Origin of the sequence: Ferrimonas balearica (assembly GCF_019802085.1) — a bacterium.
In the GTDB taxonomy this organism is placed as follows: Bacteria; Pseudomonadota; Gammaproteobacteria; order Enterobacterales; family Shewanellaceae; genus Ferrimonas; species Ferrimonas balearica_B.
Genome location: NZ_JAHVHV010000002.1, coordinates 510913 through 533543, shown reverse-complemented (window position 1 = coordinate 533543; position 22631 = coordinate 510913). Strand labels below are relative to the sequence as shown.

General features: G+C 64.7%; 20 protein-coding genes. 13 read left to right on the top strand and 7 right to left on the bottom strand.

Features of this window, described 5'->3' with window-relative positions:
• The first annotated feature begins 56 nt into the window (after window positions 1-56).
• The 5 genes from KUV81_RS10780 (at window position 57) to KUV81_RS10760 (ending at window position 9418) form a co-directional block, all read left to right on the top strand.
• A complete protein-coding gene (locus KUV81_RS10780; RefSeq protein WP_222543873.1) occupies window positions 57-1925 on the top strand; it encodes a DEAD/DEAH box helicase in 1869 nt (622 codons plus the stop codon).
• 63 nt (window positions 1926-1988) lie between these two features.
• Window positions 1989-2516 (top strand): phosphatase PAP2 family protein, encoded by a 528-nt coding sequence (locus tag KUV81_RS10775; RefSeq protein WP_222543872.1) that lies wholly within the window; start codon window positions 1989-1991, stop codon window positions 2514-2516.
• Window positions 2517-2617: 101 nt separating this feature from the next.
• Window positions 2618-7900: a PAS domain S-box protein gene (locus KUV81_RS10770; protein WP_222543871.1), complete on the top strand. Its 5283-nt coding sequence runs from the start codon at window positions 2618-2620 to the stop codon at window positions 7898-7900.
• Entirely contained in the window at window positions 7887-8912 is a 1026-nt protein-coding gene (locus tag KUV81_RS10765) for a two-component system response regulator (RefSeq protein WP_222543870.1), read from the top strand. The genes KUV81_RS10770 and KUV81_RS10765 overlap by 14 nt, the downstream gene beginning before the upstream one ends.
• 74 nt (window positions 8913-8986) lie before the next feature.
• On the top strand, window positions 8987-9418 hold the full coding sequence (locus KUV81_RS10760; protein WP_222543869.1) for an HIT domain-containing protein: 432 nt from the start codon (window positions 8987-8989) through the stop codon (window positions 9416-9418).
• Between the two features lie 44 nt (window positions 9419-9462).
• Here KUV81_RS10760 and KUV81_RS10755 read toward each other — a convergent pair whose 3' ends face one another.
• Complete coding sequence (locus KUV81_RS10755) at window positions 9463-10002, bottom strand: YaeQ family protein (RefSeq protein ID WP_222543868.1); 540 nt, start codon at window positions 10000-10002, stop codon at window positions 9463-9465.
• 283 nt (window positions 10003-10285) lie between these two features.
• On the opposite strand from KUV81_RS10755, the gene fkpA reads away from it, so the two are divergent.
• Window positions 10286-11068, top strand: a complete 783-nt coding sequence (fkpA, locus tag KUV81_RS10750; RefSeq protein ID WP_222543867.1) for an FKBP-type peptidyl-prolyl cis-trans isomerase — start codon at window positions 10286-10288, stop codon at window positions 11066-11068.
• Window positions 11069-11232: 164 nt separating this feature from the next.
• Window positions 11233-11565 carry a hypothetical protein gene (locus tag KUV81_RS10745; protein WP_222543866.1) on the top strand — a complete coding sequence of 111 codons (333 nt, stop codon included), beginning with the start codon at window positions 11233-11235 and terminating at the stop codon, window positions 11563-11565.
• Window position 11566: 1 nt separating this feature from the next.
• Here KUV81_RS10745 and KUV81_RS10740 read toward each other — a convergent pair whose 3' ends face one another.
• The 6 genes from KUV81_RS10740 to KUV81_RS10715 are packed head-to-tail and all read right to left on the bottom strand — an operon-like array spanning window position 11567 to window position 16525.
• Window positions 11567-12109, bottom strand: coding sequence for a DUF3833 domain-containing protein (locus KUV81_RS10740; RefSeq protein ID WP_222543865.1), 543 nt, complete (start codon window positions 12107-12109; stop codon window positions 11567-11569).
• Window positions 12106-12603, bottom strand: a complete 498-nt coding sequence (locus KUV81_RS10735; RefSeq protein WP_222543863.1) for a chalcone isomerase family protein — start codon at window positions 12601-12603, stop codon at window positions 12106-12108. Before KUV81_RS10735 ends, KUV81_RS10740 begins: the two co-directional genes overlap by 4 nt.
• Before the next feature lie 13 nt (window positions 12604-12616).
• Window positions 12617-13822: an SAM-dependent methyltransferase gene (locus tag KUV81_RS10730; protein WP_222543862.1), complete on the bottom strand. Its 1206-nt coding sequence runs from the start codon at window positions 13820-13822 to the stop codon at window positions 12617-12619.
• Complete coding sequence (locus tag KUV81_RS10725; protein ID WP_222543861.1) at window positions 13819-14541, bottom strand: DUF1365 domain-containing protein; 723 nt, start codon at window positions 14539-14541, stop codon at window positions 13819-13821. Before KUV81_RS10725 ends, KUV81_RS10730 begins: the two co-directional genes overlap by 4 nt.
• Window positions 14538-15797: an NAD(P)/FAD-dependent oxidoreductase gene (locus KUV81_RS10720; protein WP_261389339.1), complete on the bottom strand. Its 1260-nt coding sequence runs from the start codon at window positions 15795-15797 to the stop codon at window positions 14538-14540. Before KUV81_RS10720 ends, KUV81_RS10725 begins: the two co-directional genes overlap by 4 nt.
• Window positions 15776-16525 carry an SDR family NAD(P)-dependent oxidoreductase gene (locus KUV81_RS10715; protein ID WP_222543860.1) on the bottom strand — a complete coding sequence of 250 codons (750 nt, stop codon included), beginning with the start codon at window positions 16523-16525 and terminating at the stop codon, window positions 15776-15778. Before KUV81_RS10715 ends, KUV81_RS10720 begins: the two co-directional genes overlap by 22 nt.
• Before the next feature lie 123 nt (window positions 16526-16648).
• Here KUV81_RS10715 and KUV81_RS10710 point away from each other — a divergent pair, with 123 nt between their 5' ends.
• From KUV81_RS10710 to KUV81_RS10685, 6 genes are all read left to right on the top strand, one after another.
• Window positions 16649-17230, top strand: a complete 582-nt coding sequence (locus tag KUV81_RS10710; RefSeq protein WP_222543859.1) for an LON peptidase substrate-binding domain-containing protein — start codon at window positions 16649-16651, stop codon at window positions 17228-17230.
• 95 nt (window positions 17231-17325) lie between these two features.
• Complete coding sequence (locus tag KUV81_RS10705) at window positions 17326-17898, top strand: sigma-70 family RNA polymerase sigma factor (RefSeq protein WP_222543858.1); 573 nt, start codon at window positions 17326-17328, stop codon at window positions 17896-17898.
• Window positions 17885-18568: a ChrR family anti-sigma-E factor gene (locus KUV81_RS10700; RefSeq protein WP_222543857.1), complete on the top strand. Its 684-nt coding sequence runs from the start codon at window positions 17885-17887 to the stop codon at window positions 18566-18568. The genes KUV81_RS10705 and KUV81_RS10700 overlap by 14 nt, the downstream gene beginning before the upstream one ends.
• Before the next feature lie 275 nt (window positions 18569-18843).
• Window positions 18844-19848, top strand: coding sequence for a BMP family protein (locus KUV81_RS10695; protein WP_222543856.1), 1005 nt, complete (start codon window positions 18844-18846; stop codon window positions 19846-19848).
• A 91-nt stretch (window positions 19849-19939) separates the two neighbouring features.
• Complete coding sequence (locus KUV81_RS10690) at window positions 19940-21505, top strand: ABC transporter ATP-binding protein (protein WP_222543855.1); 1566 nt, start codon at window positions 19940-19942, stop codon at window positions 21503-21505.
• Window positions 21502-22629: an ABC transporter permease gene (locus tag KUV81_RS10685; RefSeq protein WP_222543854.1), complete on the top strand. Its 1128-nt coding sequence runs from the start codon at window positions 21502-21504 to the stop codon at window positions 22627-22629. The genes KUV81_RS10690 and KUV81_RS10685 overlap by 4 nt, the downstream gene beginning before the upstream one ends.
• Window positions 22630-22631 lie beyond the last annotated feature (2 nt).

Sequence of the window (22631 nt, the reverse complement as noted above, 5' to 3'; positions counted from 1 at the left end):
TATCACCTCTCAATACGTTTGCGGGAATCCCCTCCTGCCTTAATACAGAGCATCTAATGTCTAACAGCTGTGATTTTTCCAGCCTCGGCCTGCCCGAGTCGCTGCTGAGCGCCCTTTCCGCCATGGGTTTCGAAACCCCGACCCCGATCCAGGCCCAATCCATCCCCTTTATGCTGGATGGCAGCGACATCCTGGGCGAAGCCGCCACCGGTACCGGTAAAACCGCGGCCTTCGGCCTGCCGGCCCTTGCGGGCATCGATCCCCGTCAACGCGCCGCCCAAATGCTGGTCCTGGCCCCGACCCGTGAACTGGCCATCCAGGTTGCCACTGCCCTGGAAGAGTTCGCCGTGAACATAAAGGGTCTGCGGGTTACTACCCTGTACGGCGGTCAGCCTTACGGCCCTCAGCTGCGCGATCTCGAGCGCGGCAGCCAGGTGGTGGTTGCCACCCCCGGTCGCCTGATGGATCACATCCGTCGCGGCAGCATCGAGCTGGACAGCATCCAGTGCTGTGTTCTGGACGAAGCGGACGAGATGCTCAACATGGGCTTCCTCGAAGACATCGAGTGGATCCTGGAGCACCTGCCTGACCAGACCCAGATGGCCCTGTTCTCCGCCACCATGCCGACCCAGATCCGTCGCATCGCCGAGCGATTCCTGAAGGATCCCAAGCACGTTAAGATCGCCTCCGACAAAGCTCAGAAGGCCAACATCGTGCAGAAGGCGTGGAAGGTGTCCGGTCTCAACAAGCTGACCGCCCTCGAGCGTCTGGCCGAGACCCTGGATTACGACGCCATGATCGTGTTCGTGCGTACCCGTAACGACACCATGGAGCTGGCCAACCACCTGAACAACATGGGCTTCAAGGCCGCCGCCCTGAACGGCGACATGAGCCAGCAGCAGCGTGAGCACACCGTGGCCCAGCTGCACAAAGGCACCGTCTCCATCCTGATCGCCACCGACGTTGTGGCCCGGGGCCTGGACGTGCCGCGCATCACCCACGTACTCAACTTCGACCTGCCGATGGACTCCGAGTCCTACGTGCACCGCATCGGCCGTACCGGCCGTGCCGGTCGCAGCGGTACCGCTATCCTGTTCGCCCGTCCGCGTGAGCTGCGTCAGCTGCGCTTCTACGAGCGCGCCACCAACGGCTCCATCGAGATGATGGATCTGCCCACCGCCGAAGAGCTGGGCAAGCACCGTGTGGCCAAGCTGAGCGTTGAGCTGGCCGAGTGCGTCTCCAAGACCGATCTGGCGGAGATGCAGGAGATGATCGCCGCCATGGCTCAGGAGAACGAGCTGAGCGTCGAGCAACTGGCTGCCGCCCTGCTGTTCCAGCGTCAGCGCAGCAAGCCGCTCAAGCCCAAGGCCGATCCCAAGCCCCGTTTCGAGCGGGACGATCGCCGCGGTGAGCGTGGTGAACGTGGTGAGCGTCGCGAGCGCAAGCCCCGTCCGAACATCGACTGGCAGACCTACCGCCTGGAAGTGGGCCGCGAGCACGGCACCCAGGTGAAGGACATCGTCGGCGCCATCGCCAACGAGATCCAGCTGGAGAGCAACTACATCGGTCAGATCCGCCTGCACGATGCCCACTCCCTGGTGCAGCTGCCGGCCGCCATGCCCGCCGACGTACTGGCCAAGCTCAAGTCCGTCCATGTGCGCAACCGCGCCCTGGCCGCCGAGCGCACCAACGAGGTGATCGAGCCCCGTCCGCGTCGCGAGGGTGGCCGGGACGAGCGTCGCGGTGGTTACCGTGGTGACAACCGCCGCCGTGAAGGCGAAGGCTTCCGTGGCCGCCGCGATGGCGAGGGTTACCGTGGCCGCCGCGACGGCGAAGGTCACCGTGGTCGCCGCGACCGGGATGACGATGGCTTCCGCGGCCGTCGTGACAGCCGTCGCCGCGACGACAGCTTCGGTAACCGCTAAGCCTTAGCGAACTCCACCGGATCTGATAAGCTGCCGTGATTTTTTCACGGCAGCTTTTTTTGTATGTGGTTTAAGCGTTTCGCTCTACTGTGCAGTCTCCTCCCCCTGATGTGCGCCCCGGCCCGGGCCGACAGCGAACAGCTGGCCTCGGCGCTGCGCATCGCCCTGCCCGCCGCCGCAGCCGGCACCAGTCTGTGGAAAGAGGACTACGAGGGGCTGTGGCAGTTTGGCCTCAGCTTCGCCGCCAGCAGCGCCACCACCCTGGCGCTCAAGTCCGCGGTGGATGCCGAGCGTCCGGACGGCAGCGACAACGACAGCTTTCCCAGTGGCCACGCCACCAACGCCTTTTCCGCCGCCGCCTACCTGCAGCGCCGTTACGGCTGGCACTACGGGGCCCCCGCCTACGCCCTGGCCTCCTGGACTGCGGTCAGTCGGGTCAACACCGGGCACCACCACTGGGCCGATGTGCTGGCCGGTGCCGCCATCGCCGTCGCCTTCAACCAGTGGCTGGTGGATCCCCAGGCCCCGCTGCAGCTGGCGCCGGTGGTGCTGGAGGATGGCCTGATGCTGAGCGGCCGCGTCACCTTCTGACCCCGAACCAGGTCAATAAATAGGCATGTTTTTCAAGATCCTAAGCCTTTAGCGTCTACACTGGGCCTATCCCCGGATTCGGATCCCAACGGCTCAGGTTCATGACAAAAACTGCCCGTCGGGAGGACGGTGAGCACAAGCCGCCTCCCATAAAACGGCAGCTGCTGTGGCAGTTGCTGCTGCCCATGGTGTTGCTGCTGTTCGCCATCATGAGCTTCAACCTCTACATCGAGCGTCGGGAGTGGCGCAGCGAGATCCACCAGCACCTGTCGGACGAGGTGGCCCTGGTGGCGGAACGTCTCGATGGGATCCTCAACGGCGTGGTGACCACGGTCACCGGCACCGTCATACAGCTCAGCCAAGTCGAACAGTTCGACGAGCAGCAGCTCTATCAGCTCACCCGCATCCATCTGCAGAACAACGGCTATCTCTACGGCAGCGCCATCGCCATGGAGCCGGCCCGCTTTGGCCACCCCTTCAGCCCCTACTCCTGGCGTGACCGCAGCGGCCTGCAGAGCATGGACATCGCCGCCAACGCCTACGACTACAGCAGCGGCGACTGGGCCTGGTGGACCATACCGGCAGAGAAGAACCTCGCCTTCTGGACCCCGGCCTACTTCGACGACAGCGCCGGCAACATCCTGATGACCACCTACAGCGCGCCCTTTTTCCATCAGGGCCAGTTCCAGGGGGTGGTCACCGGCGACATGGCCCTGGCCCGGTTGCACGAGCTGCTGGAGGTGGGGTTGCAGGAGCTGATCCTGGTGGACCAGGAGGGCTTCTTGCTGGCCCACTCCAACCCGGAGATGGTACTTAACCGCAAGCTGGCTCAGATCCTGCGCGACGATGCCCATAACCGGGCCCTACTGGCTGAGCTGGAGGAGCGGGAGGGGGGCGTCGAGCGGGTGGTGATGGCGGACGGCCTGGAGCAGGTTGTGGTCTACAAGCGCATCGAAACCACCGGCTGGCTGCTGGCCCTGGCCCGTCCCACCTCCCTGGTGGACGCCCCCATCCTCTCCAAGATGCGCAACAGCCTGCTTCAGCTGCTGCTGTTCACCCTGCTGTTCTCCATCATCGCCTGGTGGCTGACCCGGCGCATCGGTCGGCCCCTGGAGCAGCTGCGTCACCGGGTGATCGCCCTGCAACACGGCAGCCGCACCCTCACCGCCCTGAAAAACCCCGGTACCGAGGAGATCCAGGCCCTTGACCAAGGGCTGCTGACCATGGCCGACGCCCTCAAGGAGCGCGAAGAGCGGCTGCAGGATGCCCACGGCAGCCGGTTCGCCAAGCTGATGGAGGGGATGGGAGACACCGCCTTCTACTTCGCCATGGATCCCAGCGGCAAGCTGATCCGGGTCAGCGACAGCGTCAAGCCGGTGCTGGGCTTCGAACCGGAGGAGTTTGCCCGTCGCTACCCCCGTCTGTTTGTGGACAGCGAGATCAACGAGGCCAGCTGGGCGCTGCAGGATACGGTGCTCAAGGGGGAGGCGGTGCCCCCCCACCATATGGAGCTGCGCCATCAGGATGGCAGTCTGCGCCAGTTCAACGCCTTTATGCAGCCGGTGATCGACGATCAGGATCAGCTGCTCAGCGTCGAGGCCCTGCTCACCGACATCACCGAAGAGCTGGAGGCGGGCCGGTGGTACCAGGCGATCCTGGAAGCGGCCCCGGACGCCATCCTGCTCACCGAACCCGACGGCACCATCGTCTACCTCAACCACCAGGCCGAGGCCCTCACCGGCTACCAGCGCGACCAGCTGCTGGGGCAGAAGGTGGAGCTGCTGGTGCCCAAGTCCCGCCGCGCCGGTCACCCCCAGTTGCGCCAGTCCTTTATGGCGGATCCCCAGCCCCGCCCCATGGGGGTGGGATTGGATCTGGCCCTGCGCCGGGCCGATGGCAGCGAGCTGGCGGTGGAGGTGAGCCTCAGCCAACTGCCCGCCTCCGCCGGCGAAACCCCGCGCATCGCCGCCATATTGCGAGACATCAGCGAGCGGCGGGCCATGGACGACAAGCTCAAGGCCTCGGAGGAGCGCTTCCGCACCCTGGTGGGCAACATCCCCGGCGTGGTGTACCGCTGCGCCCTGGACGCCGACTGGACCATGGCCTTCATCTCCGACCACATCGAGGAGCTGGCCGGCTACCCCGCCAGCGACTTCCTTGGCAACGCCAGGCGCACCTTCGCCAGCCTGATCCATCCGGAGGATGAGGCCCGGGTCAGCGAGGCGGTGCACCAGGCGGTGGCCACCCAGGACAGCTGGGCGCTGGAGTACCGCATCCGCCATCGCCGCGGCCACACCTGCTGGGTGTACGAGAAGGGTCGGGCCCACTACTCCGACGACGGCGAGCCGCTGTGGCTGGACGGTTCCATCCACGACGTCACCGAGGCCCGCACCTCCCGGGAGCGGGTGGAGCAGGCCAAGAACCAACTGGAGACCATCACCGAGTCGGTGCCCGGGGTGGTGTTCCAGCTGCAGCAGGACGACTCCGAGGTGGGGATCCGCTGCAACTTCGTCAGCGGCGGGGTGCAGCGCGCCCTGGGGCTGAGCGAGGCCCAGGTGATGGAGAGCATGGCCACGGTGCTGGCCCTGGTGGTGAACGAGGACCGGCCGCGACTGGAGAAGGCCCTGAAACGCTCGGCGGTGACCCTCTCCGACTGGGTGATGGAGCTGCGTTTCAAGCTGGCCAGCGGGCCACCCCAGTGGTTCTCCGTCGGGGCCCAGGTCAGCCGTGACGGAGATGGGCAGGTGATCTGGAACGGCTTTTTGCTCAACATCAGCGAGCGCAAGCAGATGGAGCAGAAACTGGCCGCCTCCGAGGCCCACTTCCGCGCCCTGTTCGACAACGCCGGCATCGCCATCGTCACCCTGGACAAGCGGGGGGTCATCGGCGAAGCCAACGAGCGCTTCCACCAGTTTGCCGAACTGGAGCGAGAGCAATTGGTGGGGCAGCACATCAGTCAGCTGCTGCCGCCGGAGGACCGCGACCCCTTCAACCAGGCCCTGGCGCCCCTGCTGGCCTGTGAGCGACGCCACCTGGCCCAGGAGCTGCGCTATCGCAAGCCCGACGGCAGCCTGCGTTGGGCGGATCTGCGCGCCGTGGTGCTGGAGGACAGCCGGGGCAAACTGGCCAACCTGGTGCTGACCATGTCCGATGTCACCGAGCGGCGCCAGGTCAACGAGGCACTGCGCCAGGCCAAGGAGGCCGCCGACGCCGCCAGCCAGGCCAAGAGCGATTTTCTGGCCAACATGAGTCACGAAATCCGCACCCCGATGAACGCCATCATCGGCATGACCCAGCTCTGCCTGCAAAGCGAACTGCCCCCCCGTCAGGCGGACTACCTCAGCAAAATCGACTCCGCCAGCCAGTCGCTGCTTGGGATCATCAACGACGTGCTGGACTACTCCAAGATCGAAGCAGGCAAGCTGGAGCTGGAGCAGCAGCCCTTTGCCCTGGACGAGTTGCTCGAGCGGCTGTCGGATCTCTTCGCCGTCAAGGCCCAGGACAAGAACATCGAGCTGCTGTTCGCCGTGGAGCCCGGGGTCCCGCTGCGACTCAAGGGCGACGTGCTGCGCCTGGGCCAGGTGCTCACCAATCTGGTGAGCAACGCCATCAAGTTCACCGAAGAGGGGGAGGTGGTGCTGGCCATCCGCCAGGTCCCCGATGCCACCGGTCGCAGCGCCCTGCGCTTCTCGGTGCGGGATACCGGCATCGGCATGTCCGATGAGCAGCGGGCTCGGCTGTTCAGCTCCTTCTCCCAGGCGGACAGCTCCACCACCCGCAAGTACGGCGGCACCGGCCTGGGCCTGGCCATCAGTCAGCGCCTGGTGACCCTGATGGGCGGTGAGATCCAGGTGGACAGCGCGCCGGGCACCGGCAGCACCTTCCACTTCGTCCTGCCCATGGAGCTGCCGGCCCAGCCCCCCCAGCACCAGCACCTGGAGCTGGAGGGCCAGCAGGTGCTGCTGGTGGACGACAACGACACCGCCCTGGAGGTGCTGGAGACCAACCTGGCGGCCTTCGGCTTCAAGGTGATCACCGCCCGCAGCGGTGCCCAGGCACTGGAAAAACTCAAGGAGATCGACCAGCTGATGCTGGTGATCACCGATTTCCAGATGCCGGAGATGAACGGCCTGGAGCTGGCCGATGCCCTGGCCGAGCGGGGGGTGGAGGCCGCCACCATACTGATGATCTCCGCCTACAGCGACGAGAGCCTGGAGCAGTCCGCCAAGGAAGCGGGGATCGGCGCCCTGTTGCCCAAACCCGCCAACCCCTCGCGCCTGCTGGACACCATCCTCAGCCTGCTGGACAAGAGCCATGCCCCGCGCCTGGTGCGTCGCCGGGCCCACTGGCAGCTGGATGAGCACCAGCGTCAGGTGGTGGCGGGCAAGAAGGTGCTGCTGGTGGAGGACAACCCGGTCAACCAGGAGGTGGCCTGCGAATTCCTCGAACAGCTGGGCCTCAAGGTCAATGTGGCGGAGCACGGCCAGCTGGCCCTGGAGAAGCTGCGTACCGGCAGTTATGACCTTGTGCTGATGGACTGCCAGATGCCGGTGATGGACGGCTACCAGGCCAGCCGGGCGATCCGCGATGAGTTGAAGCTCGACCTGCCGGTGGTGGCCATGACCGCCAACGCCATGCAGGGGGACCGGGAGAAGTGCCTGGCCGCCGGGATGAACGAGCACATCGCCAAGCCCATCGATCTCAGCGAGCTGCACAAAACCCTATGGCACTACCTGGGCGACGGCGAGGGCAGCCCCGCCCCTGCCCCTGAGGATGCCCCCCAAAGCTGGCCCCGCCACCGGGAACTCGACATCGATAAGGGGCTGCAGCTGGTGCAGGGCAGCGCCAAGCTGTTCAGCCGTTTCCTCGACCGCTTTGCCGACTCCCAACAGGATGCATTGGTCGAGGTGGCCAAGCTGATTGAGCGGGGGGACTGGGCGGCGGCCCAGCGCCAGGCCCACAGCCTCAAGGGGCTTTGTGGCAGCCTGGCCTGCCCCGCCCTGGTCAAACAGCTGGGGCAGCTGGAGCAGCAACTGGCCCAGCGCCAGGACAACCCGGCCCTGCGGGGCCAGGCCGAGTCCCTGCTCAAGGCGGTGATCGACGCGATCCGTGCCTGGCAGCCGGAACCGGAAGCGCCAACCGAGCCTCTGGCCGAGCCGGCCCTGATCGAAGCGGTGCGCGCCCTGCTGCCCCTGCTGGCGGAGTACGATGCCAGCGCCGGTGAGCAGGCGGAAGCCCTGGCCAGCCAGGGGGGCCCCCGGGGCACTCAACTGCGCCAGCTGGCTACACTGATCAAAGGGTATAAATTCGATGAGGCTCAGGCGTGGATCCAGGCCTGGTTGAGCAAACAGGGCGAGGGAGAGGCTGAGGATGAATCAGGATAGGCCCACCATCCTGGTGGTGGACGACACACCGGAGAACATCGACGTGCTGGTGGGGATCCTGCGTCCCCACTACCAGCTCAAGGTGGCCCTCAACGGCCCCACCGCCCTCAAGATCGTCCAGCAAAGCCCGCCGGATCTCATCCTTTTGGACATCATGATGCCCGAGATGGATGGCCTGGAGGTGTGTCGTCGGCTCAAGGCGTCGCCCTTAAGCTCGCCCATCCCTGTCATCTTCGTCACCGCCCTGGGGGAGGTGCAGGATGAGGCCGCCGGCCTGGCCCTGGGGGCGGTGGATTACATCACCAAGCCGGTCAACGGCGCCGTGGTGCTGGCGCGGGTGGCCACCCACCTGGCCCTTTACAACCAGGCCCAGCATCTGGAGAGCCTGGTCCATGAGCGCACCGCACAGCTGGAGCAGACCCGGCTGCACGTGGTGCAGTGTCTGGGCCGCGCCGCCGAGTACAAGGACAATGAAACCGGCCTGCACGTCATCCGCATGAGCCACTACGCCGAACGACTGGCCCGGGCCATCGGAATGCCGGATCACTTCTGCCAGGTGTTGCTGCACGCTGCCCCCATGCACGACATCGGCAAAATTGGCATTCCCGACCACATCCTGAAAAAGGCCGACCGACTGGATGAAGAGGAGTGGACGGTGATGCAAACCCACCCGGAGCTGGGCGCCCGGATCCTCGGCGAGCTGGACACCGAGCTGATGCAGATGGCCTCGACCATCGCCCTGACCCACCACGAGCGCTGGGACGGCCAGGGCTACCCCAATGGCCTGGCGGGGGAGGCGATCCCCATCGAGGGTCGGCTGGTGGCCATCGCCGACGTGTTCGATGCCCTCACCTCCCGGCGCCCCTATAAGGAAGCCTGGACCATCGAGGACACCCTGACTCAGCTCAAGACCCAGAGCGGCAGCCAGTTTGATCCCAACCTGGTGGACCACTTCCTGGCGCTGGAGCCGGAGATCCGCGAGATTGCCGAGCGCCTCAAAGACCGCCCCTGACTCGAAGCTGTCCCGCTTGTGCCCGGGGCCGGGGTCCGCTAGCGTAGGCCCCCCAACTCAACGAGGCCCAGCCCATGTTTGAACTGCACCCCCGCCTGGACCAAGACAGCGTGCTGCTCGGCACCTTGCCCCTGTGCCAGGTTCGCCTGCACCGCGACGGTCGCTACCCCTGGCTGATGCTGATCCCGATGCGCAATGGCATCAACGAAATTCACCACCTGAGCCCGGCGGATCAGCAGCAGCTGATGGCGGAGTCCTGCCACCTGGCCAGCCTGATGGAGGCCCAGCTCAAGCCCGACAGCATGAACGTGGCGGCCCTGGGCAACCTGGTGCCCCAGCTCCATCTGCACCACGTGGCCCGTTTCGAGGGGGACGACGCCTGGCCCGGGCCCATCTGGGGGGCCCTGCCCGCCCGTCCCTACTCGGCAGAGGAGCTCGCCGAGGCTGAGACCCGGTGGCGCCAGGCCCTCAGCTCCCTGGCGGGCTTTAGCGCCGCCCACCCATAAAAAAAGGCGCCCGAGGGCGCCTTTGTTGAACCTGGGCCTGGCCTTCAGGCCTTGAGCCACTGGGGCGTGACGGTGACGTAGTGTTCGCCGTCGCCCACGCTCACCTCGCCATCGCACAGGGTGACGGAGAGATCCATGGTGCGCTGGGCCATGGCTTCGAGCACCTGGGCCTGGTCACCGGGGATAAAGCACACCGCCAGGTTGTCGAAACGGCTGAATTTGCCCTGGTGCTTCTCCCACCAGACGGGCACGGCCCGGTCACCGTAGGCCAGCACCACCACCTTTTGGGCGCGGCCGCAGGCCTTGCGCACCCGGCTCTCCTCCGGCATCCCCAGATCGATCCACAGCTCAATCTCGTCGCTGAAGGACTTCTGCCACAGCTCCGGCTCGTCGTCGGCGCAAAGCCCACGGGTGAACTCCAGGCGCTCATCGCCATACATGCCCCAGGCCAGCAGCCGCAGCATCATCCTCAGATCGGTTTCCGAGGGGTGGCGAGCGAGGGTCAGGTGGTGGTCCAGGTAGACGTTCCTGTCCATGTCGGACAGCTGCACCCGAGCTTTGAATACGGTGGCCTTCAGTGCCATGAGCGGGTTCTCGATGATGGGAAAAATCAGCGGTTGAGGGTAAAGCAGCGGCTGGCAAAGGACAAGGATGGCAAATTTTGCTGTAACTCTCAGAGATTCCTCAATAAATCACCAATATGCCCTTTTCGGCATGGCGATAATCTGCACAAACGGACCCAGGGAGAGAGAAAATCGGGAACCCGCCTTCAAATCAAGGCTCTATTACCGGACCAATATCGATTGCGGGCTTGCACTTTAGCCCATTCGCCCCAATAGTAGTCGGGCACACATTTGGGAGAACACCATGAACAAGCTGTTTAAAGTGGGCCTGATCGGCGCCGCTATTGCCCTGGCCGGTTGCCAGGACGACGCCAACCAGACCCAGGCCCCCGCTGCCCAGACCGCTGGCAGCCAGGTCACCCTGAGCACGGAAGATCAGAAAGTTGCCTACGCCATCGGCGTGTCCATGGCCCAGTACATCGGTGGCAGCCTGGAGCAGCAGGAAGAGCTGGGGATCACCCTGGAGCGCGAAGTGGTGCTGGCCGGTGTGAAGGACGGCCTGGCCAACAGCAGCCAGCTGACCGACGAGCAGATGCAGGAAGTGCTGATGGCCTTCGAGCAGAAGGTCACCAAGCTGGCCGGTGAAAAACGCGACGCGGAGCTGGCCAAGGTTAAGGCCGAGGGCGACGCCTGGCTGGCCGAGATGGCCGCCGTGGACGGGGTACAGAAAACCGACTCCGGCCTGATGTACAAGGTGGTCACCGCGGGTGAAGGCGCCAAGCCCACCGCCGAAGACACCGTAACCGTGCACTACCGTGGCACCCTGCCCACTGGCGAAGAGTTCGACTCCTCCTACGCCCGTGGCGAAACCATCAGCTTCCCGCTCAACGGCGTGATCCAGGGCTGGACCGAAGGCCTGCAACTGATGGCCGTGGGCTCCAAGTACGAGCTCTACATCCCCTCTGAGCTGGCCTACGGCGAGCGTGGCGCGGGCCAGATGATCGCCCCCAACACCCCGCTGAAGTTCGAAGTGGAGCTGTTCGCCATCAACGGTGAGCCGGAGCTGGAAGACAACTCCGACAAGTAAGGGCCTGGCCCTGAAATCAAAAAGGGAGCCGCGCGGCTCCCTTTTTTGTGCCCAAAATCCAGGCCTTTGCTGGCGCACCGAGCGACACCCTGGTCATCGTGGCTACACTCAGACGGGTTAACGCGGGATTTCAGTGACATCGCCTGGGGGTTCGGGGAGGAGGCATGCTCAGAGGGTCGGGACTGGGGATCACCCTGTTGTGCGCACTGTTCGGTGGCGCCCTGGCGCTGCACCAGCTCTACGCCATGCTGACCCACGCCCGACTGGACTCCGAAGGCGGCACCTTTGTCTACGGCCTGCTGTTTCTGCTCTACCTGTCCGCCACCGCGCTGTGCGTGCTGGTGGGCAGCCTGTTGTGGTGGCGGGGGTTGGTGCGCCATCGTCGAGCCGGCGGCGCGGTGTCTGGATGGGAGCGATGGGGGCTGGGGATCAGCTTCGCCCTGAGCGGCTTGTGGCTGCTGTTCATCCTGTTACGGGTGCTGGGCAACGCCCTGTGAGTCAGGGCGGCGGCAGGCGACGGATGCTCAGTACCACCCGGCCCACCTCGAGGCCCCACTTGCTCATCACCGCCACGTTCAACAGCTCGTCCTCGGTGACCAACACCATGGTGTCGTCGAAGCTCAGCACCCAGCCCCCCTGCTCTTCGGGCAGCTGCAGCCGGTAACGCCATCGGAGCATCGGTCCCACCGCCTGACCCTCGGCCACCTCCAGCACGTCATCAGCCCGGCCTTGGTAGTTGCCCTGCCCCAAGTCGGTCAAGGTCCAAACCCGTTTGCTCACCTCGCCGTCGTCCCAATAGAAGGTTTCATCCAGCACGCCGGTGTCCCCCTGCCAGGTGCCGGTCATGGTGACGGTGAATCGGCGAGTCACGTCACCACTGCGGTCCAGCACCATGCCGGTGGCTTCCAGTGGGCCGGAGAAGAAGCGGGCCAGCTCCAGCTTGGGGGTCTTATCCTGGTACTGGGTGAGATCGCCACCGGAGCAGGCTGACAGCATCAGCAGGGCGAGGGCCCACAGGGCTTGGGGCCAGGGTCGGGTCATCGGTTTTGTCCTATCAGGGCGTTGCGCAGGCGCGGGTAGCGGGAGTCCGGATGCAGCCAGATCGCCAGGAAGCGTTCGCCGAAGTCGAGGCCGTCGATGCTGCCCAGCGCCTCGCCGTTATGGAAGAAGGTGCTGCGTTTGGGGTTCATCACCAGGGTCAGGCGATCCCCCTTGGCGACATCGGGCCACAGCCGGGTCAGCTCGGCCAACCAGGCCTCGCTGGTGGCTCCCTCGTAGAGCGCCAGGCGCTGCCACTCGGAGCGGGTGTGATCGACCAAGTCCTCGGCCTCGATGTCCCTCAGGTACTCCAGATCCAGTGCCAGGGGGGCTTCGATGCCGTCGTACCGGCCATCGTCGCTGTAGAGGCGGGCGTGGTAGATGGGAAACCAGAGCACCTTGAGGCGGGACTCCCCCACCGGTTCCAGTGTCCAGGCCGAGGCGGCCTCGGTGGGGGGCAGATTCAGACTTAACGAAAGCAACAGGGTGGCCAACATGGCGTACCTCCTGTCAGCGGCTCTTCTGGGCCGTCAGTTGCACTGTGCTGACTCGGCGGGTTTCGAAGCCCGCCTGGCAATAACAGAAGTAGAAACGCCACAGGCGGACAAAGGGATCATCGAACCCCAAAGATTGCACCTGGGGCAGAGCCGCCTCGAACTTATCCCGCCAGCTGACCAGGGTGCGGGCGTAATCCAGGCCGATGTCGGTCAAATCCCGGATCACCATGTCGGTCTGGCCGGCGATAAGATCCCCCATCACCTTGACGCTGGGCAGGAATCCGCCGGGGAAGATGTAGGTCTGGATAAAGTCGGCGCCGCGGCGGTAGCTGTCGTAGCGCTGATCGGCGATGGTGATCGCCTGCAGGGCCATCAGGCCGCCGGGCTTGAGCAGGCGGTTGAGGGTCTGGAAGTAGCCGGCCAGGTAGCGCTCCCCCACCGCCTCGATCATCTCCACCGAGACAATCTTGTCGTACTGGCCGCTGAGATCCCGGTAATCCAGGCGCAAAAGCTTAATGCGATGGCCCAGGCCAGCGGCGTCGATGCGGGTCCGGGCCTCCTGATACTGGGCCTCGGAGATGGTGGTGGTGGTGACCCGGCAGCCATATTTGCGGGCGGCGTGGATCGCCAGGGCGCCCCAACCGGTGCCGATCTCCAGCAGGTGATCCTCCGGCTTCAGATCCAACTGCTCGCAGAGCCGGGCGATCTTGTTGGCCTGGGCCTGCTCCAGGGTGTCCGCCTCCTGCCACAGGGCGCTGGAGTAGACCATCCCCTCATCCAGGAACAGGCGGTAAAAGTCGTTGGAGAGATCATAGTGGGCGGCGATGTTTTTGCGGGCGTTGGCCTTGGAGTTGTGGCGCCGCAGGTGCTGCAGCCGATGCCAGGGGCTCAGCAGAAAACCGTATCGGCGCTCCAGCCGGTCAAGCCAGGCCAGGTTGTCGGCAAACAGGGTCAGCAGGGCGGTGAGATCGTCGCACTCCACGTCCCCGTCCCGATACAGCTCCGCCAGGGCGATGGCGCCGCCAAACAGCAATCGGCGCCAGGCCTTGGGGTGGTGGATCACCAGTTTTACCCGGGGCGCCCCCTGGCCAAACTGCCACTGCTGACCGCCCTCCTCCAGGCACAGGGTGCCACGCTCCAGCCGAGGCAGCAGGGCCATCAAAGTGCGGCGGCACAGGGCCAGGTCCCAGCGGGGGGCGGTGCTCACTCGGGTCGTCATCGGAGATCTCCTTGCTTCTTCTCCCCCCGGGGATGGGGGTAAAACCGGGCGCCTTTCCACCACAGCTTCATCGCTTCGAAATAGATGCCAGCAACGGTTTTTACCGCCATGGCCGGAATGTGACTCCATACGCGCCACAAAGAGCGCCGGTTCAGCGGTTCGGTGTCCAGGCGCAGGTCGGCAACAAACTTCGGCGTGCCATCCGGGTGCATACAGCGGATCATCACCGCCACCCGTGCCTCCTCGACCTTCACCCGCCACTGGTACTGCAGCGCCATGGGCATGAAGGGGCTGACGTGGAACGCCTTGTCGTGGTCGTTGTCGCCGCTTAAGGGCACCAGGTAGTGGTGGCGCTGGTTCCAGGGGGTGTTGCTCACCTCCGCCAGCAGGTGGGTAAAGCCGCTCTCCCCCTCCAACAGGTAGAAGTTCACCGGCGAGAAGTAGAGGCCCAGGGTCCGCACCTGGCCCAACAGCCATACCTTGCCCGCCAGCGGTGTCTCGCTGAGCTGGTTCATGCGCGCCAGCACCGCCTGCTCCAGCGGCCCTTCGCCCAGGTAATCCTCCCGGCGGAACCAGCACAGGGGCCGGCGCCAGAGGCGCGCCAGGGCAGGCAGCTCCGACAGCTCCAGCATCACCATGTGCAGCCGGTAGGTGAAGCGGTGCTCCGGCGGGGCAAACCTGTGGTGCAGCACGGTGCCGCTGGCGATTTTCGACTTCACAACTCGACTCCGAACCGGCGGCAGACGTCCAGGGCACTGCGCACCCCGTCCTCGTGGAAGCCGTTGTACCAGTAGGCGCCGCAGAAGTGGGTCAGGCGCTGGCCGCAGATGGTGTCGCGCTGCCCCTTGGCCGCCTCGGCGTCCAGATCAAACTGGGGATGGCTGTAGCGGTAACGGCCCAGCACCTGGGCGTCGGGAATGGGGTGGATGGGGTTTAGGGTGACGCAGTAGGTGGTGTCGCCGGGCAACCCCTGCAGGATGTTCATGTTGTAGGTCACCGACACCGGCCGCTTGTCGCTGACGCCCCGGCCCAGACGGTAGTTCCAGCTGGCCCATGCCTTGCGCCGGGTGGGCAGCTCGGCGATGTCCTTGTGCAGGATCACCTCGTTGGGGGCGTAACGGATCGCCCCCAGCACCGCCCGCTCCGCGTCGCTGGCGTCCATCAGGATCTTCAGCGCCTGGTCCGAGTGGCAGGCCAGGATCACCTGGTCGAATCGGCGCCGCTGTCCCAGGCTGTCCTCCAGCTCCACCCCATCGTCATGGCGCCACAGGCGCTGGACGCCGTTCTCCAGCTCCAGGGTAAAGCGGCCTGCTTCCATCAGCGCCTTGACGTAGCGCCAGGAGCCCCCCTCCACGGTGTACCACTGGGGTCGGTTGGCGATGTCCAACAGCCCGTGGTGGTGGAAGAAGCGCAGGAAGAAGCGCAGGGGGAAGTCGCGCATGTCGTCCAGGCTGCAGGACCAGATCGCCGCGCCCATGGGCAGCAGGTAGTGACTGACCATCCAGCCACTGTAGCCCCGGGCCTGCAGGTGCTCTCCCAGGGTCTGATCCGGAATGGCGTCCTGCTCCACCATCGCCTTGCCTTCGCGGTTGAACCGCAGGATCTGCGCCGTCATCCGCCAGAAGGCGGGACGCAGCAGGTTGCGGCGCTGAGCCAGGAAGCGATCCAGGTTGTGGCCGTTGTACTCCAGGCCCAGATCCGGATCCGCCACCGAGAAGCTCATCTCGGTCTTGCGCCCGGCCACGCCCAGGGAGGCCAGCAACTTCTGGAAGTTGGGGTAGGTGCGGTCGTTATAGACGATAAAGCCGGTGTCCACCGCTTTGCCCTCCACCTCCACGGTGTGGGTGTGGCCACCGAGCCAGGACTCCGGCTCGAACAGGGTCACCTGGTGGTGCTGCCCCAACAGGTGGGCACAGGTCATGCCTGAAATGCCGCCGCCCACCACGGCGATGCTCATCCTTGCTGCTTGAGCCATTGACAGATCCTTACTTGCAGTCCCTCTCCCAGTTGGGAGAGCAGGGTCAGCGGCCAGGCCAGCCGCCGGGGAAATCGTATGGTGCGACGGCCGGCGGCCATCCCCTTCATGATGGCGACACTGGCGTCCTCCACCGTCATCAGCGCCGGCATGCCAAAGGTGTTGCGCTGGGTCAGCGGGGTATCCACAAAGCCCGGCGACACCGCCAGCACCTTGACCCCTCTATCGGCCAGGTCCACCTCCAGGGTTCGGGCCAGGTAGTGCAGGGCCGCCTTGCTGGCGCCGTAAGCCTGGGCCCGGGTAAAAGGCAGTAGCCGGGCCAGGCTGTCCACCAGCACCAGCTGGGAGCCCCGCTCCAGGGTGGGCAGCAGCGGTGCCAGGCAGTTGGCCGGCCCCATCAGGTTGGCCTCCATCACCTGGCGAAACAGCGCCGGGGACCACTGGTCCACATCCAGGTACTCGCAGGTGCCGGCGTTCAATATGGCCCTGTCCAGCGGCGCGCCCTTTAACAGGTTTGCCAGGGTGGTCGACACCACCTCCTGGGTCTGGGCCTCGTCAGTCACATCGAACCGGGCAACAACCAGTTGCGCCGGTGCCCGCTGATGCAGTTGCGCCAGCGCCTCGGGGTTGCGTCCGCAGGCCACCACGGTCCAACCCTCGGCCAGATGGTCGAGGACCAGTTGGTGGCCGATGCCGGAGGTGGCGCCGGTGATCAGGACAGTTTTCATTAAGTGTGTGACAACATAGCGATTATTTAACTTAACCCTACGGCAAAGGTAGCTGAAAAGATCACTGAACCTTTTCCCTTTTTGCCCCGTAAGTAGGGCAACCAAGGTCAATCCGGAGTCACGATGTCCACCATAGAAGCCCTGCCGCTGTTTCCGCTCACCAGTCACCTGTTTCCCGGTGGCCGGTTGCCCCTGCGGATCTTCGAGCCTAGATACGTGCGCATGGTGAAGGAGAGCTTCGACCGACCCCACGCCTTTGCCATGTGCATGCTCGACCCCAGTGGCGACAAGGCGAGCAACACCCACATCTGGCCCCTGGCCACCCTGGTGCGGGTGGTGGATTTCGATGCCCTGGACGATGGCATGCTGGGGATCACCGTTGAGGGTGTGCAGAAGGTGGAGATCCTCAGCGTCGACAGCGAAACCGACGGCCTGCGGGTGGGCACGGTACGCCCCCTGCCCAACTGGCCCGAAGCCCCCTTGGATGAGGCCTACCTGCCGCTTAAAGAGAAGCTGGCGGAGGTCTACCAGAGCTATCCCGAACTGGGCCAGCTGTACAGCGACCCGCACTGGATGGACGCCGCCTGGCTGGCCCAGCGCTGGCTCGAGGTGGTGCCCCTGGAGGCGGGACAGAAACAGAAGCTGTGGGCCGGCAATCCCAACCAGGCGTTGAGCCTGCTCGACCAATTGATCCAGACCGGGTGATCCCTATGAGCATCAGACGCGTTGAAAAGCTGGATAACACCCCGGATGCCGGAGATACTGAGCGTATGGGTATGATCAGGGAGACACTGATCTCGGTGACAAAACCAGTAAACGAAGCGGAGCAGCACAAGTCTTGGCTGGCGGCGGTCGCGCAGGAGCGCGACAAGGCGGCCTTCGCCCAGCTGTTCCGTCATTTCGCCCCGAGACTGCTCAGCCACGCCCGGCGTCAACTGGGCAACGACGCGTTGGCCCAGGAGATGGTTCAGGAGACCATGACCAAGGTGTGGCTCAAGGCCAACCTCTACCACGCCGACAAGGGCCGGGTCTCCACCTGGGTGTTTACCGTGGCGCGTAACGTCAGTTACGACATGATGCGGCGAGCCCAGGCCCGTCCCGAGCACCCCAGCTCGGAGGATCTCTACCTGGAGCCGGCCAGCGAATCGGAGCTGGAGGGGGATGCGATGGATCAGCCTATTCTCCGCCAGCAGTTGGAGCAGTTTTGTCGTCACCTGCCTCCCAAGCAGCAGCAGGTGGTGACCATGATTTACTTTGAGGATCGCTCGCACCAGGAGGTGGCGGACGCCCTTGGGGTGCCACTGGGCACCGTCAAGTCCCGTCTGCGCCTGGCGCTCAATCGGATCCGGGAGCTACTGGATGACCCACATTAACCATCACCCCGAATCGGCCTGGCTGGAGGCGTACGCCCGGGGCGAGCTCTACGGTGGCAAGGCTCTGCTGTTGGCCGCCCACCTGGAGTACTGCCCGGTGTGCCGCCAGCGACTGGCCCAGGCGGAGCAAACACTGGCCAAGGCGTGCTGGTCCGAGCCGGTGACCGCCGGCGATGATCCGCAGCTCGAGTCGATGCTCTCCCAGATGATGACGTCGCTGCCCCAGGCCCCCCTGCGTGAACCCGAGCCAGAGGCCCCCATCGAGCTTCAGCTGGAGCATCGTCGGTTCGTACTGCCCCGGGTGCTGTCCCGTCAGGTGCACCGGATGGGCAGCTGGAGCAAGCTCCCCGGCGGCCTGCATCAGGCCCGGCTGGAGACCCAGGCCGACGATGACCGCTTCTTCTTTATCCATATGGAAGCCAACTCCGGGGTGCCCCAGCACACCCACCACGGCGACGAGGTGACCTTGGTGCTGCACGGCGGCTTTGCCGACGACCGCGGCGAGTACAAGGTGGGCGATTTCATCCACCTCGACGGCCGCCACGAGCATCAGCCGCACACGGATGCCGATGAAGATTGCCTGGTGATCAGCGCGCTGGACCAACCACTGCAGTTCACCTCGGGTCTGGCCCGACTGCTGAACCCCCTGTCCCACCTTTTCTTTCGCTAAATGACAGATAAAAAGCGCCGTCCCCTCCCGGGTGACGGCGCTTTTTTTGTAATCTTCCTACAATTGTCGATTTTTTCACCGACAAAAAAAACCATTCATTGCGGTCATTTGCGCAACTGATACACTCTGGCCCGTCCAGTTACGTGATCCAGCTCACATTCGAACTCACCGGCGAATTTATCTGCTTGCCCGTGGTTCGCTGCCGTTATATGGCTGTCACAGAGTATCCCCGGCCAGGGGATCAATAAAAGAAAATTACTACACGCGAGGATATGATGAAGAAAGCTCTTGCCGCCACTGCCACCGCAGTGTCTCTTGCCCTGACCTCCTTTGTTGCCACCGCTGCCGACTTCAAGCCGGCCGTGGCCTACGACACCGCTGGTAAGCACGACAAGTCCTTCAACCAGGCTGTGTTCGAGAACGGCGTTACCGCCTTCAACAAGGACAAGGGCGTTAAGGTATTCGAATACGTACCGTCCAACGACACTCAGCGTGAGCAGGGCCTGGAGCGCATGGCGCGCCGCGGTTACTCCCCCATCGTGGTGGTCGGCTTCAACTACGCCGCCTCCCTGGAGAAAGTGGCCAAGGCTTACCCGGACACCGACTTCGTCATCATCGACTCCGTGGTTGACCTGCCGAACGTGAAATCCTTGGTGTTCGCCGAGCACGAAGGTTCCTTCCTGGTGGGCGCCCTGGCGGCCATGAAGTCCGACACTCAGAAAGTGGGCTTCGTAGGCGGCATGGACATCCCGCTGATCCGTAAGTTCGCCTGTGGCTACGAGCAGGGCGTCAAGCACGTCAACGGCGACGCCGAAGTGTTCCAGAACATGACCGGCTCCACCCCCGCCGCCTTCGCCGATCCGGTGCGTGGCGCCGAGCTGGCCAAGAGCCAGTTCTCCCGCGGTGCGGACATCATCTTTGCCGCTGCCGGTGGTACCGGTAACGGCGTTTACCAGGCCGCCAAGGACGAAGGCAAGTTCGCCATCGGCGTAGACTCCAACCAGAACCACATGCACCCGGGCACCATGCTGACCTCCATGGTTAAGCGCGTGGGCTTCACCACCTACAAAGTGTTCGAAGAGTACCAGGCTGGCAACTTCACCGCCGGCATCCAGGCCAACGGTCTGGCCGACGGTGGCATCGAGTGGGCCCTGGACGAGTACAACCGTGACCTGGTTTCCGCCGAGCAGGAAGCCCAGCTGAACGCCATCGCCGAGCGCATCGTTGCCGGTGAGATCGTGGTTCACGATTACATGGCTGACAACAGCTGCAAATACTAATCCACTAACGGATTCAGTAATTTAAGAAAAGCCCCCGTTCTACGGGGGCTTTCTATCGAATGCGCCTACTGCAATAGCGAGAATCACAGCCATGTCTCAAGCCCGACCCCAGTCGCCGCTTGCACTGGAACTGCGCGGTATCGAAAAACGGTTCGGCGACGTCCACGCCAACCGCGACATCAACCTGCAGGTGCCCGCGGGCACCGTCCACGGCATCATCGGCGAGAACGGTGCCGGCAAGTCCACCCTGATGAACATCATCTACGGTTTCTACGAAGCCGACTCCGGTGAAATTCACGTCGGTGGCCAGCGCCAATCCATCACCAACTCCCGCGAGGCGATCGCCGCCGGGATCGGCATGGTGCATCAGCACTTTATGCTGGTGGACAACTTCACCGTGCTGGAGAACGTCATCCTGGGCGCCGAAGAGGGCGGCCTGCTGGCCGGCTCCCTGGGCAAGGCCCGCAAGGAGCTCCAGCGCCTGGCCGAAGAGTACCAGCTGGACGTGCCCCTGGACGCCACCATCGAGGAGCTGCCGGTGGGGCTGCAACAGCGGGTGGAGATCCTCAAGGCCCTCTACCGCGGTGCCAAGGTGCTGATCCTGGATGAGCCCACCGGGGTGCTGACCCCCCAGGAAACCGACCACCTGTTCCGCATCCTCGATGCCCTGCGCAACCAGGGGGTCACCATCTTGCTGATCACCCACAAGCTGCGGGAGATCCTGGCGGTCACCGACAACGTCTCCGTGATGCGCCAGGGCGCCATGGTGGGCCACGTAAAGACCGCCGACACCAGCAAAGAGGAGCTGGCGGAGCTGATGGTGGGCCGCAAGGTGCGCCTCAAGGTGGAAAAGGGCCCCGCCAACCCCGGCGAGGTGCTGATGGAGGCCAAGGGCCTGACCTACACCGACGGCCGTGGCGTGGACATGCTCAAGGCGGTGGATCTGCGGATCCGCGGCGGCGAGGTGGTGGGCATCGCCGGGGTCTCCGGCAACGGTCAATCCGAGCTAATGGAAGCCCTGGCGGGGATCCTGACCCCCACCAAAGGTGAGATCCGCATCGGCAGCCACAGCATCACCCCCAAATCCCCCAGCGATCCCAAGTCGGTGCGCGCCATGAAGGTGGGCCACGTGCCAGAAGACCGCCTGGCCATGGGCCTGGTGAAGAGCTTCTCCGCCGAGGAGTCCGCCATGCTGGGCTTCCACGAGCAGGCGCAGTACAACGGCCCGGTGCTGACCAAGCCCAAGGCGATCGAGGCCAAGTGCCGCGAGCTGATGGAGGAGTGGGACGTGCGCCCGCCCAACCCCAAGCTGCGCTCCTCGCTGTTCTCCGGTGGTAACCAGCAGAAGCTGATCATCGCCCGGGAGGTGGACCAGGATCCGGACGTGCTGATGATCGGCCAGCCCACCCGCGGGGTGGACATCGGCGCCATCGAGTACATCCACAAACGCATCATCGACATGCGCGACCAGGGCAAGGGTGTGCTGCTGGTCTCGGTGGAGCTGGATGAGATCCTGGCCCTGTCCGATCGCATCGTGGTGATGTTTGACGGCCAGATCGTCGGCGAAGTGCCGGCGGACAAGGCCAACGAGCGCATTCTCGGCATGATGATGGCCAACGTCATCCCCGACGAACTCAAAGCGGGAGAGTCCCTGTGAACAACAACAAATTGCCGGCCTGGATCAACGTCCTGCTGCTGCCGCTGTTGAACCTGTTGCTGGCCTTCGCGGTGTCCGCCCTGGTGTTCATCGCTGTGGACGTCAACCCGGTGGAAGCCGCCACCCTGATGCTCCAGGGCGCCCTGGGCTACCAGGAGGGGGTGGGCTACACCCTCTACTACGCCACCAACTTCATCTTCACCGGCCTGGCCGTGGCGGTGGCCTTCTCCGCCGGCCTGTTCAACATCGGTGGTGAAGGTCAGGCCTACATCGGCGGCCTGGGCACCGGCCTGGTGTGCCTGGCCCTGGATGCCTCCATGCCCTTCTGGGTGATCTTCCCGGTCTCCATGCTCGGCGGCATGCTGTTCGGTGCCCTGTGGGCGCTGATCCCCGCCTACTTGCAGGCCTACCGCGGCAGCCACGTGGTGATCACCACCATCATGTTCAACTTCATCGCCGCCTCGCTGATGGTCTACCTGATGGTGAACGTGCTCAAACCCGAGGGCGAGATGTCTGCGGTGTCCCGCCTGATTGGTGACAATGCCCGGCTGCCGATGATGCACGAGATGCTGGCCTGGTTCGGCATTGAGTTCGAGCGCAGCCCGCTGAACTTCTCCTTCCTCATCGCCCTGGCCGCCCTGGTGCTGGTCTGGCTGCTGCTGTGGCACACCCGCTGGGGATACGCCATCCGCGCCCTGGGGGCCAACCCCAGCGCCGCCACCTACGGCGGCATCAACCCCAAGCGCCTGACCGTCATCGTGATGCTGATCTCCGGTGGCCTGGCGGGCCTGCTGGGGATGAACGAGATCACCGGTTACAGCCACCAGCTGCGCCTGGACTTCGTGGCCGGCTACGGCTTCACCGGCATCGCGGTGGCGCTGATCGGCCGTGGCCACCCCATCGGCATCCTGTTCGCCTCGCTGCTGTTCGGTGTGCTGTTCCAGGGCGGTAACGAGCTGGCGTTCGAATACCCCAACGTGGACCGCGAGATGGTGGAAGTGGTGCAGGCCCTGGTGGTGCTGTTCTCCGGCGCCCTCTCCCTGATGCTGGTCAAACCGGTGGAGAAGGCCTACCTGGCGATCTCCGCCGCCCGGGCCAACAAACTCGACGCGCAGGAGGCCTAAGC

Coding starts and splice junctions, on each gene's coding strand:
- KUV81_RS10765 (WP_222543870.1), top strand. CDS start 7,887: ATGAATCAGGATAGGCCCACCATCCTGGTGGTGGACGACACACCGGAG.
- KUV81_RS10755 (WP_222543868.1), bottom strand. CDS start 10,002: ATGGCACTGAAGGCCACCGTATTCAAAGCTCGGGTGCAGCTGTCCGAC.
- KUV81_RS10760 (WP_222543869.1), top strand. CDS start 8,987: ATGTTTGAACTGCACCCCCGCCTGGACCAAGACAGCGTGCTGCTCGGC.
- KUV81_RS10770 (WP_222543871.1), top strand. CDS start 2,618: ATGACAAAAACTGCCCGTCGGGAGGACGGTGAGCACAAGCCGCCTCCC.
- KUV81_RS10700 (WP_222543857.1), top strand. CDS start 17,885: ATGACCCACATTAACCATCACCCCGAATCGGCCTGGCTGGAGGCGTAC.
- KUV81_RS10710 (WP_222543859.1), top strand. CDS start 16,649: ATGTCCACCATAGAAGCCCTGCCGCTGTTTCCGCTCACCAGTCACCTG.
- KUV81_RS10730 (WP_222543862.1), bottom strand. CDS start 13,822: ATGACGACCCGAGTGAGCACCGCCCCCCGCTGGGACCTGGCCCTGTGC.
- KUV81_RS10720 (WP_261389339.1), bottom strand. CDS start 15,797: ATGGCTCAAGCAGCAAGGATGAGCATCGCCGTGGTGGGCGGCGGCATT.
- KUV81_RS10735 (WP_222543863.1), bottom strand. CDS start 12,603: ATGTTGGCCACCCTGTTGCTTTCGTTAAGTCTGAATCTGCCCCCCACC.
- KUV81_RS10780 (WP_222543873.1), top strand. CDS start 57: ATGTCTAACAGCTGTGATTTTTCCAGCCTCGGCCTGCCCGAGTCGCTG.
- KUV81_RS10775 (WP_222543872.1), top strand. CDS start 1,989: ATGTGGTTTAAGCGTTTCGCTCTACTGTGCAGTCTCCTCCCCCTGATG.
- KUV81_RS10690 (WP_222543855.1), top strand. CDS start 19,940: ATGTCTCAAGCCCGACCCCAGTCGCCGCTTGCACTGGAACTGCGCGGT.
- KUV81_RS10695 (WP_222543856.1), top strand. CDS start 18,844: ATGAAGAAAGCTCTTGCCGCCACTGCCACCGCAGTGTCTCTTGCCCTG.
- KUV81_RS10715 (WP_222543860.1), bottom strand. CDS start 16,525: ATGAAAACTGTCCTGATCACCGGCGCCACCTCCGGCATCGGCCACCAA.
- fkpA (WP_222543867.1), top strand. CDS start 10,286: ATGAACAAGCTGTTTAAAGTGGGCCTGATCGGCGCCGCTATTGCCCTG.
- KUV81_RS10745 (WP_222543866.1), top strand. CDS start 11,233: ATGCTCAGAGGGTCGGGACTGGGGATCACCCTGTTGTGCGCACTGTTC.
- KUV81_RS10740 (WP_222543865.1), bottom strand. CDS start 12,109: ATGACCCGACCCTGGCCCCAAGCCCTGTGGGCCCTCGCCCTGCTGATG.